The 16,002-nt window shown below is 62.5% G+C and carries 12 protein-coding genes; 6 read left to right on the top strand and 6 right to left on the bottom strand.

Annotation, left to right across the window (positions count from 1 at the left end; translation table 11 throughout):
- Nucleotides 1–261: 261 nt before the first annotated feature.
- The 4 genes from ftsZ (at nucleotide 262) to recN (ending at nucleotide 5,854) form a co-directional block, all read left to right on the top strand.
- Complete coding sequence (ftsZ, locus tag NH195_RS08400; protein ID WP_066705510.1) at nucleotides 262–1,896, top strand: cell division protein FtsZ; 1,635 nt, start codon at nucleotides 262–264, stop codon at nucleotides 1,894–1,896.
- Between the two features lie 312 nt (nucleotides 1,897–2,208).
- Nucleotides 2,209–3,144 (top strand): UDP-3-O-acyl-N-acetylglucosamine deacetylase, encoded by a 936-nt coding sequence (lpxC, locus tag NH195_RS08395; protein ID WP_066705834.1) that lies wholly within the window; start codon nucleotides 2,209–2,211, stop codon nucleotides 3,142–3,144.
- Nucleotides 3,145–3,351: 207 nt separating this feature from the next.
- Nucleotides 3,352–4,188: an outer membrane protein assembly factor BamD gene (locus tag NH195_RS08390; RefSeq protein ID WP_066705509.1), complete on the top strand. Its 837-nt coding sequence runs from the start codon at nucleotides 3,352–3,354 to the stop codon at nucleotides 4,186–4,188.
- Nucleotides 4,189–4,201: 13 nt separating this feature from the next.
- Nucleotides 4,202–5,854: a DNA repair protein RecN gene (gene recN, locus NH195_RS08385; RefSeq protein WP_066705506.1), complete on the top strand. Its 1,653-nt coding sequence runs from the start codon at nucleotides 4,202–4,204 to the stop codon at nucleotides 5,852–5,854.
- Between the two features lie 166 nt (nucleotides 5,855–6,020).
- On the opposite strand, the gene NH195_RS08380 is transcribed toward recN, so the two are convergent.
- Nucleotides 6,021–7,388 (bottom strand): FAD-binding oxidoreductase, encoded by a 1,368-nt coding sequence (locus NH195_RS08380; protein ID WP_066705504.1) that lies wholly within the window; start codon nucleotides 7,386–7,388, stop codon nucleotides 6,021–6,023.
- Between the two features lie 117 nt (nucleotides 7,389–7,505).
- Here NH195_RS08380 and NH195_RS08375 point away from each other — a divergent pair, with 117 nt between their 5' ends.
- On the top strand, nucleotides 7,506–9,191 hold the full coding sequence (locus tag NH195_RS08375; protein WP_066705832.1) for a chloride channel protein: 1,686 nt from the start codon (nucleotides 7,506–7,508) through the stop codon (nucleotides 9,189–9,191).
- 272 nt (nucleotides 9,192–9,463) lie between these two features.
- Here the strand turns inward: NH195_RS08375 and NH195_RS08370 are convergent, their stop codons facing one another.
- The 4 genes from NH195_RS08370 to cobT form a co-directional block, all read right to left on the bottom strand.
- Complete coding sequence (locus NH195_RS08370) at nucleotides 9,464–10,015, bottom strand: fasciclin domain-containing protein (protein ID WP_096804459.1); 552 nt, start codon at nucleotides 10,013–10,015, stop codon at nucleotides 9,464–9,466.
- Nucleotides 10,016–10,516: 501 nt separating this feature from the next.
- Nucleotides 10,517–10,858 (bottom strand): DUF427 domain-containing protein, encoded by a 342-nt coding sequence (locus tag NH195_RS08365; RefSeq protein WP_066705502.1) that lies wholly within the window; start codon nucleotides 10,856–10,858, stop codon nucleotides 10,517–10,519.
- Nucleotides 10,859–10,931: 73 nt separating this feature from the next.
- Nucleotides 10,932–12,716 carry an aminopeptidase P family protein gene (locus tag NH195_RS08360; RefSeq protein WP_066705500.1) on the bottom strand — a complete coding sequence of 595 codons (1,785 nt, stop codon included), beginning with the start codon at nucleotides 12,714–12,716 and terminating at the stop codon, nucleotides 10,932–10,934.
- Nucleotides 12,717–12,760: 44 nt separating this feature from the next.
- The gene (gene cobT / locus NH195_RS08355) at nucleotides 12,761–14,635 is read right to left on the bottom strand and encodes a cobaltochelatase subunit CobT (RefSeq protein ID WP_066705498.1); all 1,875 of its coding nucleotides are present in this window, start codon (nucleotides 14,633–14,635) and stop codon (nucleotides 12,761–12,763) included.
- A gap of 202 nt (nucleotides 14,636–14,837) precedes the next feature.
- On the opposite strand from cobT, the gene NH195_RS08350 reads away from it, so the two are divergent.
- A complete protein-coding gene (locus NH195_RS08350; protein WP_066705496.1) occupies nucleotides 14,838–15,425 on the top strand; it encodes an NADPH-dependent FMN reductase in 588 nt (195 codons plus the stop codon).
- A 78-nt stretch (nucleotides 15,426–15,503) separates the two neighbouring features.
- Here the strand turns inward: NH195_RS08350 and NH195_RS08345 are convergent, their stop codons facing one another.
- Complete coding sequence (locus tag NH195_RS08345; RefSeq protein WP_066705491.1) at nucleotides 15,504–15,935, bottom strand: hypothetical protein; 432 nt, start codon at nucleotides 15,933–15,935, stop codon at nucleotides 15,504–15,506.
- Between the last annotated feature and the right edge of the window lie 67 nt (nucleotides 15,936–16,002).

Raw genomic sequence — 16,002 nt, 5'->3', positions numbered from 1 at the left:
CGTGATGCGTGCTCTTGGGTTCTGTCGGAATCTATCCCCTAAATCTGCCGTTTTGCGCAAAATCCCGCCTAAATAAGCGGGCCGTATCCCCATATTTTGTGGCAATCTCATGTTTTGGGGATGACGAGACGGGCGAAACCCCATAGGATTTATCGTGAATAGGTGAATTTTGCCCCGATTCAGGGGTGGGGACAGTCGGGGAAGCGTGCAGAAGGTGCGACGACCCTGAGCACAACAGCTAAAAGAACACAGGCGGTACTCATGGCTTTGAATCTGACGATGCCCGAGCGGGACGAGTTGAAACCGAAAATCACGGTGTTTGGTGTCGGTGGTGCTGGCGGCAACGCGGTCAACAACATGATCGAGAAGCAGCTTGAAGGCGTCGATTTCGTCGTGGCGAACACCGACGCGCAGGCGCTGCAACACGCCAAGGCGCAACACCGCATCCAGATGGGTGTGAAAGTGACCGAGGGTCTTGGCGCCGGTGCGCGCCCCTCCGTCGGCGCGGCGGCTGCCGAAGAGAGCATCGAACAGATCGTCGATCACCTGGCAGGGGCCCACATGTGCTTCATCACCGCCGGCATGGGCGGTGGCACTGGCACAGGCGCCGCTCCGATCATCGCGCAGGCTGCCCGTGAACTGGGCGTGCTGACCGTCGGCGTCGTGACCAAGCCGTTCCAGTTCGAAGGCGCGAAACGCATGCGTCAGGCCGACGAGGGCGTCGATCAGCTTCAGAAGATGGTCGACACGCTGATCGTGATTCCGAACCAGAACCTGTTCCGTCTCGCCAACGAGAAAACCACCTTCACCGAGGCCTTCTCCATGGCCGATGACGTGCTTTACCAAGGCGTCAAGGGCATCTCCGACCTGATGGTCCGTCCGGGCCTCATCAACCTCGACTTCGCCGATGTACGTTCCGTGATGGACGAAATGGGCAAGGCGATGATGGGCACGGGCGATGCGACCGGCGAAGATCGCGCCATTCAGGCCGCCGAAAAAGCCATCGCCAACCCGCTCCTCGACGAGATTTCGCTCAAAGGCGCGAAAGGCGTGCTGATCAACATCACCGGTGGCTACGACCTGACCCTGTTCGAACTGGACGAAGCCGCGAACCGCATCCGTGAAGAGGTCGATCCGGACGCCAACATCATCGTCGGCTCCACGCTGGACACCGATATGGACGGCGCGATGCGCGTCTCCGTGGTGGCCACGGGCATTGACGCCCGCACGACGCTCGAAGAAATGCCGGTGCCGCGTCGCCGTCTGGCCGAGCCGCTGCAAACCCCGGATGTGGTCGAAGAGAAGATGGAGCAGGCCGCGCCCGCCGCCGTCGCAGCCGCCGCTGCGGTGGAACATGCGGCCGAACCGGCTCAGCCGACCCTCGACGTGTTCGATCCGCAGGAAAGCCACCGTCGTGAAGAGCGCCGCGAAGAGTTCCGTGCGCTCGACGACGATCTGCCGCCGCCCGCCTATCAGCCGCGTCCGCAGCCGATGCCGCAACCGGCGATGCACGAGCCCGAAGCCGAAAGCTTCGTTGCTCCGCGCGCTCCCGCACCGGGCACGCCTTCGCCGGAGGCTCTGGCCCGTCTGCAGGCCGCCGTGTCGAAACAGCCCCGGGCCGACATGCGTCCGCAGCAGCACCAGCCCGCGCCGCAGCATCAGCAGCCCGCCGCGGAAGCCAAGGGTGGTCGCTTCGGGATCAACTCGCTGATCGGACGCATGACCGGGCACAATGAGCCGGAAGCCCGTTCCGCGGCACCGCAGCCGCAGGCCCGTTTCGGTGCCCAGCCGCAGGTCCGCCCGCAGGTGCATCAGGCCTATGACGAGGATCAGGATCCGAACCCGGAGCAGGAAAAGATCGAAATCCCGGCCTTCCTGCGTCGTCAGGCGAACTGACATAAATCCGTGAGTGGAGCGCTTTGAGGCCCCGGTCTCAAGATCACATTCACGAAGATTGCAGCATTTGAAAGGTCGCCAGAAGGCGGCCTTTTTCTTTTGTTTCAAGGGAGTTGCCGCGTTTCGGCAAAGATGTGCGCGGGTTTTTGCCTCTCTCCGCGTGACCATGTTTCAATCGGTTACAAAGATTGAGTTGAGCTTGGTGAACCGGATTGGTTAGGTGCGGGTTAACAAGACGCGTCGGCGCGGAGAAACCCAAATCTGTCCGCGAACTCCGATGCGCAACAAGATTGAAAGATTGTGAGGCCGGTGGTGCAGAGCACAGTTGCAAAACGAATTCGCTTCGACGGTGTGGGGCTCCACTCCGGCGCCCCCGTGCGCATGGATATCCTGCCAGCGCCCGCCAACAGCGGCATCACCTTCCTGCGGTCCGACATCGAAGCCGATGCGTCGGACACCCGCGATGCGCTGATCCCGGCGCGTTGGGACGCGGTCGTTCCCTCTCAGCTTTGCACGCTGATCCGCAACGACGAGGGGGTCGAGCTTTCGACCATCGAACACATCATGGCCGCGCTTGCGGGCTGTGGCATCGGCAATGCGGTGATCACCGTCGACGGGCCGGAAGTGCCGATTCTCGACGGTTCTGCCGCGCCCTTCGTCGACGCTATTCTCGCCGCCGGTCTGCGCCGTCAGGACGGCCCGACCCGCGCGCTGAAAATCCTCAAGCCCGTCGAGCTTGTCACCGACACGGCGCGCGCCCGTCTCGAGCCGTCCGAGACGATGGAGATCGACTTTCACATCGACTTCGCCGACCCGGCGATCGGCGTTCAGGACAAGCATCTGGTGATGGCCAATGGTGCGTTCGTCCGCGAACTGTCGAACTGTCGCACCTTCTGCCGCAAGGCGGACGTCGATTACATGCGCGAAAACGGTCTGGCCCTTGGTGGCACCTTCGAGAACGCCGTGGTGGTCGATGGCGATGCGGTGCTTTCTCCGGGCGGTCTGCGCCATGATGACGAGCCGGTGCGTCACAAGATGCTCGACGCTCTGGGCGATCTCTACCTTGCGGGCGCGCCGATCCTTGGCCGTTATGTCGGCGAAAAGGCGGGCCATGCGGTGACCAACAAGCTTCTGCGCAAGCTGTTCGACACGCCCGGTGCCTGGGCTTTCGTCACCGTCGATGCGGCCACCGCCGCGCGGCTTCCCGGCGCGGGCGTCAGCCCTGCCGATCTGGCGGTCTGCGCCTGATCTCCCTCCCCATGCCCGGTGCGTCCGGGCGGGGAAACCGGGGCGAGGCAGGGGGAAGGCCAGGGGGCAAACTGGCCGCACAAAGCACACTCTCCATGCCGTGATGACTTTTCCGCCGTTAAGGCGTTTTGCACCGGATTTTTCTGTGCTAGGAGTGTGGACACGACCCGGTCAAACGGGCGGTGAACGGTGAGGGTAGGGCCTTTCATGACGGCATGTAAAACAGGCAAACTGGCTTTAACGCTCGGTGTTTCCATGGCTTTTCTGACGGCCTGCGGGAATTATTCGCCGCGCGAGAACCTCGAGGGCTATCCGGCGGATGACATCTATGAGCGGGCCGAGTTCGAGATCACGCAAAAGGATTTCGGCGATGCGGCCTTCTATTTCGGCGAGGTGGAGCGGCTTTATCCCTATTCCGACTGGGCCAAGCGCGCGTTGATCATGCAGGCCTTCTCCTATCACCGCGACAAGGATTATGAGAACGCCCGTGTTGCGGCACAGCGTTTCCTCGACTTCTACCCGGCGGACGAAGATGCCGCCTATGCCCAGTATCTGCTGGCCCTGTCCTATTACGACCAGATCGACGACGTGGGGCGCGATCAGGGCCTCACCTTCCAGGCGCTGCAGGCGCTGCGTGTGGTCATTGAACGCTATCCCAACAGCGAATATGCCCGCTCCGCGATCCTGAAATTCGATCTCGCCTTCGACCACCTCGCGGCGAAGGAAATGGAGATCGGGCGCTATTATCTGAAAAAGAAACATTACACTGCCGCCGTGAATCGTTTCCGTGTGGTGGTGGAACAGTTCCAGACCACCCAGCATACGCCGGAGGCGTTGCATCGTCTGGTCGAAAGCTACCTGTCGCTGGGTCTCACCGAAGAGGCACAGACCGCAGGCGCGATTCTGGGTCACAACTACCAGTCCTCCGAATGGTATCAGCACAGCTACAAGCTGCTGACCGGGCAGGGGCTGGAACCGAAAGTCTTCGAGAACAACTGGCTTGGCGCGATCTATCGTCAGATGATCCGCGGCGAATGGCTCTGAGGCTCAGACCCCCATGCTGAGAAGTCTCGACATCCGGGACATGCTGATCATCGACCGGCTGGAATTGGAATTTCAGCCGGGTCTCAATGTCTTGACCGGCGAGACCGGCGCGGGCAAATCCATCCTCCTCGACAGTCTCGGCTTTGTCCTCGGCTGGCGCGGGCGCGCCGATCTAGTGCGCACGGGCGCGGCGCAGGGCGAGGTCACGGCGGTGTTCGATCTGCCGAGAGGCCACGATGCCGAAGAGGTTCTGGCCGAGCTGGGCATGGACACCGACGACGGTGAGCTGATCCTGCGCCGGGTCAATACGGCGGACGGGCGCAAGACTGCATGGGTCAATGATCGGCGGGTCTCGGGCGATGTGCTGCGGCGGCTGTCCGACGTTCTCGTGGAATTGCATGGTCAACATGACGACCGCGGGCTTCTGAACCCGCGCGGGCACCGGCTTTTGCTCGATGCCTTCGGCGGCATGGCGCCGCTTCTGGAAACATCGCGCGGCGCTTGGAAAGCCCTAAGTGCCGCACGCAAAGCGCTTGCCGAGGCTGAGACCCGGCAGGCCGCCTTGAAATCCGAGGAAGAGTTCCTTCGTCATGCGGTGGGCGAGCTTGACGGGCTGAACCCGGAGCCGGGCGAGGAGGCCAAACTCGACGCCGAACGCCGGCTGATGCAATCGGCGGAAAAGATCGCTGGCGATGTGGCGAAAGCCCATCAGGCCCTGTCCTACGATGGCGGCGAAGGGATGTTGACGGATGCGCTGAAATGGCTCGAAGGGGCGTCTGATCGCGCCGACGGGCGGCTGGACGCGGCGATCGACGCGCTGGGCCGGGCGCTCAACGAACTGGCGGAGGCGCAAGCGGGCGTCGAGGATTGTATCGAAGCATTGCAATTCAATCCGCATGAGTTGGAGCGGGTCGAAGAGCGGCTTTTCGCCATTCGCGGTCTCGCGCGCAAACACAATGTACTGCCCGACGAGCTTGGCTCCTTTGCCGACGGTCTGCGAGAGAAACTCGCCGCCCTCGATGGCGGGGAAGGCGATCTGGCGAAGCTTGGCAAAACCGTACGTGACGCCGAATCTGCCTATGACGCCGCCGCCATGGCGCTCACCGAGGCCCGCATGAAAGCGGCGCAGGAGCTCGACGCGATGATGGGCCGCGAACTGGCTCCGCTCAAGATGGAGCGGGCGGTGTTTGCGACCGAGATCACCCCCGGCGAACCGGGCCCCGAAGGTCGTGACGCCGTGGCCTTCACCGTGGCGACCAACCCCGGGGCGCCCGCGGGGCCTTTGAACAAGATCGCCTCGGGCGGTGAGCTGTCGCGCTTCCTGTTGGCGCTCAAGGTCTGTCTCACCCGCGATCAGACCGGTGTGACGATGATTTTCGACGAGATCGACCGCGGCGTCGGTGGCGCGACCGCCGATGCCGTAGGCCGCCGCCTCAAGGCGCTCTCGGACGAGGGGCAGGTGCTCGTCGTCACCCACAGCCCGCAGGTCGCGGCCCTTGGCGGTCATCACTGGCGCGTCGCGAAACGGGTCGAGGCGGGGATGACGTTGTCCGAGGTGACGCCGCTCGATGCGGACAACCGGATTGATGAGCTGGCGCGGATGCTCTCGGGCGACACGATCACGGAAGCGGCGCGTGAGGCGGCCCGTGCGCTTTTGGCACGCTGACTTAACCTGAGCGCTTTGGGCGTGTTGAACAGGTCGCCCGTCGCATTTTCACGGAAGTTTAATGATGTCTTGCTAAGCTGCCCGCATATTCCGAGTGGCTTTGTTTCACGAAAACGGCGCGAAAGGGGGGACCTTTTCGCGCCTGCTTTCTCTTGCGGAACGCGGCTCAGGGCACCATCTTGCCCGGATTTAGGATGTTCTTCGGGTCCATCGCCGCCTTGATCTGCCCCATGAGGCCCCAGGCCGCGCCATGTTCCTCTGCCATAAGGCTTTTCTTGCCCATGCCGATGCCATGTTCGCCGGTGATCGTGCCGCCGAGCGCCAGCGCGCGTTCGGCCATGCGATGCGCCAGATCTTTCGCCAGCTTGATCTCTTCGGCGTCGTTCGGGTCGACCAGCAGGATCGCATGGAAATTGCCGTCGCCGACATGGCCGAGAATCGGCCCGTCGATGGGCGAAGCCGCAATATCCGCCGCGGTTTCCTCCACCGCCTGCGCCAGTTTCGAGATCGGCACGGAAATATCCGTCACCACCGCCTTCGCGCCTTTCCGGAGCGCCAGACAGGCCCAATAGGCATGGTGACGCATGGTCCAGAGCGCGTTGCGATCCTCCGCTTTCGAGGCCCATTGGAAATCCGAACCACCGAATTCATGCACGATCTCGCCGAACATCTCGACCTGTTCGGCCACTCCGCTCTCCGAGCCGTGGAACTCGACGAAGAGATGCGGTTTGAGCGGGAAATCGGCACCGGAATATTTGTTCACCGCGTCGACGCTTTCCGCATCGAGAAATTCGATCCGCGCCATCGGCAGCCCGACCTGAATGGTGGCGATTACGGCCTGCACCGCGGGGCTGATTTCGTCAAACGAACAAACGGCGGCGGAGATCGCCTCCGGCTGACCATGAAGCCGCACGGTCATTTCCGTGATCAGGCCCAGCGTGCCTTCGGAGCCAACGAAAAGCGAGGTGAGATCATAACCCGAGGCCGATTTGCGCGCCCGCGAACCGGTGTGAATCACCGTCCCGTCGGCCAGCACCACCTCGAGCCCGATGACATTTTCCTTCATCGTGCCGTATTTCACCGCCGTCGTCCCCGAGGCCCGCGTCATCGCCATGCCGCCAAGGCTTGCATTGGCCCCCGGATCGACCGGAAACATCAGCCCCGTGGTCCGAAGCTCGACATTGAGCGCCTCGCGGGTGATGCCGGGCTGGACGACCGCGTCCATATCCGCGTCGTTGACCCGGATGACCCGGTTCATCCGCGAGAAGTCCACGACGAGACCGCCCTTCACCGCAAGCGTCTGGCCCTCCAGAGACGTGCCCGCGCCAAAGCCTGTCACCGGGACCTCATGGGCGTGACAAATCTTCATCAGTTCGGAGACCTCTTCGGTGGTCTCGGGATAGGCCACGGCCTCCGGTGGGGTCGGCGGAAACCACGTCTCCGACAGCCCGTGCTGGTCCAGTTCGGACTTGGATCGGCTGATCCGACCCTCTAGAACGGTGGAAAGCTCGGCATATACGGTTTCGGAAATCATGGTCGACTCGCTGTCTGTTGGGGTCCGGCGACCATAAAGGAAGCGAGCGGTCGGGAAAAGCGGACCGAAACGACAGGTCCGGGCGGTGGCGGTCGAATGCGTCTGGAAGGGGCGGGGATGTCAGAGGAAAAACCGGCCTATCCGGCCAAGGCGCTGAACGAGATCCGCGACGGGCTGCGCGACACCCTGATGTTGATCCGCCGTCGCGGTCCGAGCCAGATCCAGTTCTGGTTCATCGCGCTGGTCATCGGCATCGCCTCGGGCGGGGCCGCGCTGTTCTTCCGCCTCGGGATCGAGAAACTTCAGGCCTTTCTCTACGGCACGCACGATCTGCGCCATCTGCACACGGTCGCCCGCGACCTGCCGTGGTTCTGGGTGCTCGCCCTGCCGGTGATCGGCGGGCTGGTCGTCGGCATCATCCTCAACTGGTTCACCCCCGACGGCCGTGTGCGTTCCGTCGCCGATGTGATCGAAGGCGCGGCCCTCAACGACGGTCGGGTCGAAAAACGCGCGGGCCTCGCCTCCGCCGCGGCCTCTCTCATCACCCTCTCCACCGGCGGCTCCTCGGGCCGCGAAGGCCCCGTGGTCCACCTTGCAGGCGTCATCGCCACATGGGTCTCGAACCGCCTCCACGCCGACGGCATCACCGGGCGCGATCTCCTGGGCTGCGCCGTCGCCGCCGCCGTCTCCGCCTCCTTTAACGCACCGATTGCGGGCGCGCTTTTCGCCCTCGAAGTGGTGCTGCGCCATTTCGCCGTTCATGCCTTCGCCCCCATCGCCATCGCCTCCGTCGCAGGTACGGTGATCAATCGGATAGAATTCGGTGGCGTCACCGAGTTCACCCTCGCCGATGACGGGGCGCTGTCCTTCTATGTCGAACTGCCCGCCTTTCTCATGCTCGGGCTCCTGTCCGGCCTCGTCGCCGTGCTGCTGATGCGCACGATTTTCATGGCTGACGATTTCGGCTCCTGGGTGCAGGAAAAACTGCACCTGCCGCCCGTGCTGCGGCCTGCGGCAGCGGGGCTTTTGCTCGGCTGTATCGCGATCTTCTTTCCGCATATCATCGGCGTCGGCTATGAAACCACCTCCGCCGCCCTCACCGGGCAACTGATCCTCTGGCAGGCTGTGGTCTATGCCGTACTCAAGGTCATTGCCGTCGCGATCACCATGGCGGGGCGCATGGGCGGGGGCGTATTTTCCCCCGCGCTCATGGTCGGCGCGCTCACCGGCCTGTCCTTCGGGCTGATCGCCACCGGGATCTTCCCCGACGTTTCCGGCACGGTCACGCTCTATGCGCTGGCGGGGATGGGGGCGGTGGCGGCGGCCGTCCTCGGCGCGCCGATCTCAACAACTTTGATCGTCTTCGAACTCACCGGCGACTGGCAAACCGGGCTGGCCGTGATGGTCGCCGTGTCGCTCTCGACCGCGCTGGCCTCGCGCCTCGTCGACCGCTCTTTCTTCCTCACCCAGCTCGAACGTCGCGGCGTCCACCTCGCCGCCGGACCGCAGGCCTATTTGCTCGCCACCGTGCGCGTCCACCAATGCTACCGCAAACCCGACGCGCCGCGCGCCGCCACGGAAGAGGCTTGCAAGGAGCTGATCGGGCAGGGGATTTACATCTCTCCCAACGCCACGCTGGAACGTGCCATGCCCTTGTTCGAGAAGAACAACCTGATCTTCGTTCCCGTCGTGACGCTGCACGAGGACACCGGGCCGGAACTGCATGGTGCGCTGTTCCAGGTCGATGCGCTCCGGGTGTTCTCGCGCAAACTGGCCGAAACGGCGGCGGAAGAGCATTCGTGAGGGATCTGACGAAGCATGGGGGGTGTCTGGCGCACAATCGGACATGGGTCCGAAGCTCTGCGCTCGCCATCAGGTTGACGCTTCGGCCCAGAGCAACCTTCGAGCCCACGATATAGTCAGCTTACTCCAACGGCCATTCGGCAAAACAACGGCAGGTGCCAGCGCGATCAGGACGGCCCCCGTCGTCAAAAGAAATGTTCTGCGTTTCCATTAGAAAATGCCCGGATAGGCCTGCCAAATGTGCTTGGCCCATCCGAGCGGATCTGTCCGACTTACTTCGGAACGAGGACGGTGTCGACAACGTGGATCACGCCGTTCGACTGATCGACATCTGCAATGGTCACGCGAGCGGCGTTGCCGCTTTCGTCGTAGATATATACATTGTTGCCTTTGACCTGTGCCGACAGGGCGTCGCCCGAGACAGCATTGAAGTGATAAAAGCCATCGGCTGAGGCGCGCGCTTGACGTGCGATCTGTGCTGCGGACCAGTCACCGGCCACCACATGCGCCGTCAGCACTTTGACGAGCATGTCCTTGTTTTCCGGTTTCAGGAGCGTCTCCACCGTTCCCGCCGGAAGGGCAGAAAAGGCATCGTTCACGGGGGCAAAGACTGTGAACGGGCCGGGGCCTTGCAGCGTCTCGACCAGACCTGCGGCCTGAACAGCGGCGACCAGGGTGGTGTGATCTGCCGAGTTCACCGCGTTCTCAACGATGTTCTTGGTCTCGAACATGGGCGCGCCACCCACCATCGGGTTTTCAGCATAGGCCGCGGTTGCAATGGTCAAGGCTGCGGCGGCGGTTGCCAGTTTGGACATGGTTTTCATTTTAGTCTCCTCTCTGAATGAGCCGCTTTCTTTCGCAGCTACCGAGGAGACACGGCGTGTGGTGTGGAATAGTTTCAGCCGGACTGAAATAAATTTGCGTCGAAGAATTCGTCGCTCGCCCGGATGGCTCATGTGGGCACGCGAATGGGCGAACCGCCTTCAGGTTCATCGGAGACTTACGCTAAGTGGTCGTTCGTCCTGAGCGCAGAGAACGTCAGGAAGCCCCCTTTACACCTCAAACGCGCCTTGCGTGAGCGTCTGCGATGGTTTCAAATCCTGAAATTGGCGAGACATATCTGTCGATCATTTCGTCCCGCCGCATGTGGTTCATGTGATCTGAAAAGACATCATAGGGTTCAAACAAAGTCCATGTTCACGGAGTGCTCTGGTGTCTTCCCGTACTCGGAGCAGGGTCCGACAAAAGTCCGACAGAAGTCCGACACTTTGCCGACCGCTGGGAACGCCGTCCAAGAGAGAGCTCCCATGGACGGCGTTTGTCTGTCAAAGCTGTTCGACAGCCGCCTTTTGCGGGTAGAAAGCGACGTAGCCTTTGACCTCGGCGGCGCGAGGTTTTGGGTCTTCGTAGGACCATGCCGCATTGGCGATCACGACGGATTTCGTATGAATATCAAAGTGTTTCGCCTCGCCCTTGAACGGGCAGACGGAGACGATCTCGGTCGGTTCGAGAAAGGCCATGGCAAGGTCCTCGCGCGGGAAATAGATCACCGGCGGGAACTCTCCTTCGCTCAGCTCCAGCGCCCGGTCGGTCTCCCCCAACACGGCGCCGCCCGCCCGCACGACCCATTTGCCGCTCGCCGGGCGGATTGTGATGTGATCTCCCATGTTCTCGTCCTTTTGTTCGTCTTCTTATCTGTTTTCGCACAGACCTTATCAGGGTTATTGCATCAGGTATATGTCAGACTGGTGCAACCGCTTGCCGCAGCCAGGCGCGTGCCGGTTCCGACACCCGGTCCTTGAGCTTGTCCCAGACTTCATCGTGGTAATCGTTGAGCCAGTCCCGCTCCCAAGGCGCAAGCTCATCGGCGAGGATCAGGCGGCGGTCGATCGGCACCCATGTCAGCGTCTCGAAGCTCAGCATGTCGCGTTGCGGATCGGCGCTCTCGAGCGGCGGAGCAGGGGTCACCACGATCAGGTTCTCAATGCGGATGCCATAGGCACCCTCGCGATAATAGCCGGGCTCGTTCGACAGGATCATGCCTTCACGAAGCGACAGGGCCGAGAGGCGCGAAATCCGTTGCGGGCCTTCGTGGACCGACAGATAGGCGCCGACGCCGTGGCCCGTACCGTGGTCGTAATCCCGTCCCATGCGCCACAGGGGCGCACGGGCCAGCGCGTCGAGATGGCTGCCCGCCACGCCGCGCGGAAACCGCGCCGTGGAGATCGCGATCATGCCCTGCAACACGGCGGTGAAGGCCGCGCGTTCCTCCGCGCCCGGATCGCCCAGAGCGACGGTGCGGGTGATGTCGGTTGTGCCGTCCTGATATTGCGCGCCGCTGTCGATCAGCAGAAGCTCGCCCTCTTTCAGCGCGCGGTTGGTGTCCTCCGTCACCCGGTAATGCACGATGGCGCCATTTGGGCCGGAGCCGCAGATGGTGTCGAAGGAAATCTCCTTGAGCCGGTTCGTCGCCGCCCGGCAGGCTTCGAGGTGTTTCACAACCTCGATCTCGGTCAGGTCCTGTGGTGCCTGTTCCGACAACCATGCGAGGAATTCGACCATTGCCGCCCCGTCGCGCAAATGCGCCTCGCGCGTGCCCGCGATTTCTTCCGGCGTTTTACAGGCTTTTGGCAGGATGCAGGGGTCTTCGCCCGCGACGATCCGGGCCTGTTTCAGCAGCGTCTTGACCGCCTGCGGCGCCGATCCGGGATCGACCAGAACCTTGCCTGTCACCTCGCCCAGAGCCTCGGAAAACTCGGAGCGCGGGCGCAGGGAAATCCGTGGATCTGGCCCGAGATGAGCATATTTTGAGGCATCGTCAAAGAGTTGCAAGCGACCTGTGGTGGTCAGAATGGCAAAGGTCTGCACCACCGGGTTGTGCGCAATGTCCGATCCGCGAATGTTCAGCAGCCAGGAAATGCTGTCGGGTAGGGTGAGCACCACCGCCTCCGCGCCGGTTGCGGCGACCGCCGCGCCGATTTGAGCAAATTTTTCCTCTGAGGTTTTGCCCGAAAGCTCGAACGGCTGCACGCTGACCGGTTCGGCGGGGCGGTCGGGGCGGTCTTTCCAGATGCGATTGACCAGATTGGGGCTGGCGATCAACTCCTTGCCGGTGCCTTCGAGCGCGCATCGCAGCCCCTCGATTTCGCGTATGGTGTGCAGCCACGGGTCAAAGCCGATCTTCTGCACATCGCTCGCCAGAATCCAGTCCGCTAGTGTCGTCGCGGGCCAGTCGACATAGTCGAAAATCGCCGGATCGCATTGTGCACGGACCTGCACCGTGTAGCGCCCGTCGGTGAACACCGCCGCGCGGCCCGCAAGGATGACGGCGAAGCCCGCCGATCCGGTGAAACCCGTGAGCCAGGCCAGTCGGTCGTCGCAGGGGGCGACATATTCCCCCTGATGGGCATCTGCGCGGGGCACAATGAAGGCGTCGAGGCCGATTTCCTGCATTTCTGCGCGCAGGGCAGTCACGCGGGGAGCGGCCTGTTCCGGTCGCGCGGTCACGTCAAAGCTTTGGAACATTTTGCAATGGTCCTTTCGGTTGTTCACATTTCGGACGGCCCCGCTCAGGAGGCGCGGCGCATGCCCATGACACGGGCGCGGGCGCGCGGATCGCTGTCGAAGAGCGAGGCGAGCTGTTCGGTCATCGCGCCGGCCAGTTGTTCGGCGTCGGTGATGGTCACGGCGCGGTTGTAGTATCGCGTGACGTCATGGCCGATGCCGATGGCCAGAAGCTCGACCTGACGGCGTTTTTCGACCATGGCGATCACGTCGCGCAGGTGTTTTTCCAGATAATTCGCAGGGTTGACCGACAAGGTACTGTCATCGACCGGCGCGCCGTCGGAAATCACCATGAGGATCTTGCGCGCCTCAGGCCGTGCAGAAATCCGCCGGTGCGCCCATTCAAGCGCCTCACCGTCGATGTTTTCCTTGAGCAGTCCCTCTTTCATCATCAGGCCGAGATTGGCCCGCGTTCGACGCATCGGCGCGTCGGCGGATTTGTAGACGATGTGGCGCAGATCGTTCAACCGGCCCGGCTGTTGCGGGCGACCGGCGGCCAGCCATTCCTCGCGCGACAGCCCGCCTTTCCAAGCCCGTGTGGTAAAGCCCAACACCTCGACCTTGACGCTGCAGCGCTCCAGCGTGCGCGCCAAAACATCGGCACAGATTGCGGCGATGGAGATCGGGCGACCGCGCATCGAGCCGGAGTTGTCCAGAAGCAGCGTCACCACCGTGTCGCGGAATTCCGTGTCTTTTTCGACCTTGAAGGACAGGGGCGTCGTCGGGTTCGCCACCACACGCGCCAGACGCCCGGCGTCGAGAATGCCCTCTTCGAGGTCGAATTCCCACGACCGGTTCTGCTGTGCCTGAAGACGACGTTGCAGTTTGTTCGCGAGGCGCGACACGGCACCTTTGAGCGGTTCGAGCTGCTGGTCGAGATAGGCGCGCAGGCGTTCGAGCTCGGCGGGTTCCGCGAGCTCCTCGGCCATGATCTCTTCGTCATGGGCGGAGGTGAACACCTGATAATTCGGATCGGCATCGGAGACGGGGGCGGGTTGCGGCGGCTCGACATCGGCCTCGTCCTGCGGCAGCTCGACCTCTTCCGAGAACTCCTCGTCGGCCATGTCGTCGGAGGAGACGGAAGCCTCCTGCATGTCCTGCTGCTGTTCCTGGCTGTCCTCGGCGCTGGCCTCGTTCTCGTCGTCCTGGTCCTGCTCTTCGCCCTGGCTGTCGGGCTCTTCCTCCTGCTCGTCGGTCTCGGCGCTCTGGTCCTCTTCGGGATCGGTCTGATCCGGGTCGTCACCAAGCTGATCGCCATAGCCCAGTTCCTCGATCACGCGGCGGGCGAGGCGGGCAAAGCCCTGTTGATCTTCCAGAAGGCTGTCGAGGTCCTCGAACGTGTCCTGAGTCTGGCCGTCTATGAAGTCGCGCCAGAGATCGAGGATGTTTTCCGCCGCGTCCGGCATGGTGCGTCCGGTGGCCTTTTCCCGCAGGTAATAGCCCATGGCCTGAGCGAGCGGCGCATCTTCGCGCCGGGAAATGCCGTCATAACCGCGCCGCAGCGCCTCGTTTCCGATCTTGGCGTCGATATTGCCCGCGGTGCCGGGCATGTAACGCGCTCCCGCCGCTTCGCAGCGCGCGCTCTCCAGAGCGTTATAAATGTCAAAAGCCATCTGGCCTGGCGGGGCGTAGCGCTGGAAAGTGGCCTCGTTGTGGAACTTGTGGCGTAGCGCCAGCGCATCGGCCGTGCCGCGCGCGATCAGCACCTCTTCTTTCGACATCCGCCGCGACACTTGCGGCAGGCGCATCGTGTCGCCGGAGAGGCCCGAGGGGTCCATCGTGTAGGTGACCGTCAACTCGCTGTCGTCGGCCAGCACTTTGGTCGCTTCCGCGAGCGCTTTCTTGAAGGGATCTGCCGGGTTGTCGCTGGGCTTTTTCATGGCTTCGTTAAATCACGCGGCGCGGGGCCGGGCAAGCGAAAGAGATGCGCAACAGGGTCGGCGCGAGGTCGCACAGGTTTTGTGTGTTTGTGCGCAGAGATTGGCATTGATGCGCGGCCCTGTGCGGATTTACGACTGGCGCAAAGGTGCGCTCCTCCCTCGATTGTTTTTCCAACCGGCGTGCCGTGAAAAGGAATTCAACATGTCCAATCCCAAGATTGCCATCGTCATCGGCTCCACCCGCGATGCTCGTTTCGCGGACAAACCGGCCCAGTGGCTGTTCTCCAAGGCGCAAGAGCTGTCCTCTGAGCTTGATTTCGAGCTCGTCGATCTGAAAGATTTCGATCTGCCGATGTTCAACGAAATGGCTTCCAACCTCTGGATGCCGTCCTCGGATGAGAACGCGATCAAATGGCAGGAAAAAATGGCCGAATTCGACGGCTATATCTTCGTGACGCCGGAATACAACTCCTCGATCCCGGCCTCGCTGAAAAACGCGCTGGATCAGGCCGGTAAGGAATGGGTCCGCAAACCCGCCGCTGTCATGGGCTATGGTGCAGTCGGTGCGGCCCGTGCCGTCGAGCATCTGCGCGCCGTGGTGATCAACCTGCAAATGGTGCCGGTGCGCTCCGCCGTCTACATTTCCGGTTCCGATTTCTTCAAGGTTTCGCCGCTGGGTGCCAATGGCGAGATGAGCGAGATCGAAGCGGGCATTCTGCCCTCCGTCGAAGCCATGCTGGGCGATCTGGCCTGGTGGACCAAAGCCACCAAAGCTGCCCGCGACGCATAATTCTTATAAAATCACGCACATTTATCAGGCAGAAAGGCCCGCGAAAGCGGGCCTTTTTCTTTGCGCAACTCAGGAAGTTTAGCCGCCCAGCAACATGTTCCGACAGTGGCGGATGTTGCTTTCCGCCAGCGTCTCGGCCCGATGCGCTTCTTCCGTGTCGAAGGAAAACCGCGACAAGGCCAGAAGTTCGGTCTGAGAGACGTGGCCCGCGATGCGCAATTCCTCATAGGAGGGCGCGGTCTCCGGTGCAATGACGGCGGCAAGCAGGTCTTGCATCGCGCGTTTGAGCGCCATCAACTCCCGGTCTTCGCGATGCGCGGCCTCCGCCGAGAGCCGCCCGGCGCAATAGGCGAAATCGCGGGCCAAAGGATTGTCTGCCCGAGGATCGACCGGAGGATCGCTTTGAGGCGCGCCCTGCGCCGCAGGTATCCACACAGCATTCCACAGCGCGGGCAACACCAGCGCCCAAAGGGTCTTTCGCATCGAAAACCTGTGGAGAAATTCGGGCATGGTCTGTCTCTGTGTTTGTCCTTGTCATCGAAGTGTTACATTGAGGCTAGGCGCGTTTTGCGAGTCT

It is taken from the genome of Celeribacter ethanolicus (genome assembly GCF_001550095.1).
Lineage (GTDB): Bacteria > Pseudomonadota > Alphaproteobacteria > Rhodobacterales > Rhodobacteraceae > Celeribacter > Celeribacter ethanolicus.
The sequence above is the reverse complement of the archived record's forward strand: the minus strand, read 5'-3'. Positions and strand labels throughout refer to the sequence as shown.